Below are 2,266 nucleotides of genomic sequence, written 5' to 3' on the forward strand. Positions count from 1 at the left end.
GTGAAATTGTTATCCGCTCACAATTCCACACAACATACGAGCCGGAAGCATAAAGTGTAAAGCCTGGGGTGCCTAATGAGTGAGCTAACTCACATTAATTGCGTTGCGCTCACTGCCCGCTTTCCAGTCGGGAAACCTGTCGTGCCAGCTGCATTAATGAATCGGCCAACGCGCGGGGAGAGGCGGTTTGCGTATTGGGCGCTCTTCCGCTTCCTCGCTCACTGACTCGCTGCGCTCGGTCGTTCGGCTGCGGCGAGCGGTATCTGCTCACTCAAAGGCGGTAATACGGTTATCCACAGAATCAGGGGATAACGCAGGAAAGAACATGTGAGCAAAAGGCCAGCAAAAGGCCAGGAACCGTAAAAAGGCCGCGTTGCTGGCGTTTTTCCATAGGCTCCGCCCCCCTGACGAGCATCACAAAAATCGACGCTCAAGTCAGAGGTGGCGAAACCCGACAGGACTATAAAGATACCAGGCGTTTCCCCCTGGAAGCTCCCTCGTGCGCTCTCCTGTTCCGACCCTGCCGCTTACCGGATACCTGTCCGCCTTTCTCCCTTCGGGAAGCGTGGCGCTTTCTCATAGCTCACGCTGTAGGTATCTCAGTTCGGTGTAGGTCGTTCGCTCCAAGCTGGGCTGTGTGCACGAACCCCCCGTTCAGCCCGACCGCTGCGCCTTATCCGGTAACTATCGTCTTGAGTCCAACCCGGTAAGACACGACTTATCGCCACTGGCAGCAGCCACTGGTAACAGGATTAGCAGAGCGAGGTATGTAGGCGGTGCTACAGAGTTCTTGAAGTGGTGGCCTAACTACGGCTACACTAGAAGAACAGTATTTGGTATCTGCGCTCTGCTGAAGCCAGTTACCTTCGGAAAAAGAGTTGGTAGCTCTTGATCCGGCAAACAAACCACCGCTGGTAGCGGTGGTTTTTTTGTTTGCAAGCAGCAGATTACGCGCAGAAAAAAAGGATCTCAAGAAGATCCTTTGATCTTTTCTACGGGGTCTGACGCTCAGTGGAACGAAAACTCACGTTAAGGGATTTTGGTCATGAGATTATCAAAAAGGATCTTCACCTAGATCCTTTTAAATTAAAAATGAAGTTTTAGCACGTGTCAGTCCTGCTCCTCGGCCACGAAGTGCACGCAGTTGCCGGCCGGGTCGCGCAGGGCGAACTCCCGCCCCCACGGCTGCTCGCCGATCTCGGTCATGGCCGGCCCGGAGGCGTCCCGGAAGTTCGTGGACACGACCTCCGACCACTCGGCGTACAGCTCGTCCAGGCCGCGCACCCACACCCAGGCCAGGGTGTTGTCCGGCACCACCTGGTCCTGGACCGCGCTGATGAACAGGGTCACGTCGTCCCGGACCACACCGGCGAAGTCGTCCTCCACGAAGTCCCGGGAGAACCCGAGCCGGTCGGTCCAGAACTCGACCGCTCCGGCGACGTCGCGCGCGGTGAGCACCGGAACGGCACTGGTCAACTTGGCCATGGTGGCCCTCCTCACGTGCTATTATTGAAGCATTTATCAGGGTTATTGTCTCATGAGCGGATACATATTTGAATGTATTTAGAAAAATAAACAAATAGGGGTTCCGCGCACATTTCCCCGAAAAGTGCCACCTGATGCGGTGTGAAATACCGCACAGATGCGTAAGGAGAAAATACCGCATCAGGAAATTGTAAGCGTTAATAATTCAGAAGAACTCGTCAAGAAGGCGATAGAAGGCGATGCGCTGCGAATCGGGAGCGGCGATACCGTAAAGCACGAGGAAGCGGTCAGCCCATTCGCCGCCAAGCTCTTCAGCAATATCACGGGTAGCCAACGCTATGTCCTGATAGCGGTCCGCCACACCCAGCCGGCCACAGTCGATGAATCCAGAAAAGCGGCCATTTTCCACCATGATATTCGGCAAGCAGGCATCGCCATGGGTCACGACGAGATCCTCGCCGTCGGGCATGCTCGCCTTGAGCCTGGCGAACAGTTCGGCTGGCGCGAGCCCCTGATGCTCTTCGTCCAGATCATCCTGATCGACAAGACCGGCTTCCATCCGAGTACGTGCTCGCTCGATGCGATGTTTCGCTTGGTGGTCGAATGGGCAGGTAGCCGGATCAAGCGTATGCAGCCGCCGCATTGCATCAGCCATGATGGATACTTTCTCGGCAGGAGCAAGGTGAGATGACAGGAGATCCTGCCCCGGCACTTCGCCCAATAGCAGCCAGTCCCTTCCCGCTTCAGTGACAACGTCGAGCACAGCTGCGCAAGGAACGCC

At 56.0% G+C, this 2,266-nt stretch carries 2 protein-coding genes; both read right to left on the minus strand.

Annotated features, from left to right (window positions below; genetic code table 11):
* Positions 1 to 1,110: 1,110 nt before the first annotated feature.
* Positions 1,111 to 1,485, minus strand: coding sequence for a phleomycin/bleomycin binding protein Ble-Sh (gene ble-Sh / locus OO306_RS27950; protein WP_063842998.1), 375 nt, complete (start codon positions 1,483 to 1,485; stop codon positions 1,111 to 1,113).
* A 205-nt stretch (positions 1,486 to 1,690) separates the two neighbouring features.
* The coding region (locus tag OO306_RS27955; RefSeq protein ID WP_148712105.1) for an APH(3') family aminoglycoside O-phosphotransferase at positions 1,691 to 2,266 on the minus strand (576 nt) is incomplete at its 5' end.

This window comes from Pseudomonas sp. DCB_AW (assembly GCF_026240895.1).
Classification (GTDB): Bacteria; Pseudomonadota; Gammaproteobacteria; order Pseudomonadales; family Pseudomonadaceae; genus Aquipseudomonas; species Aquipseudomonas kermanshahensis.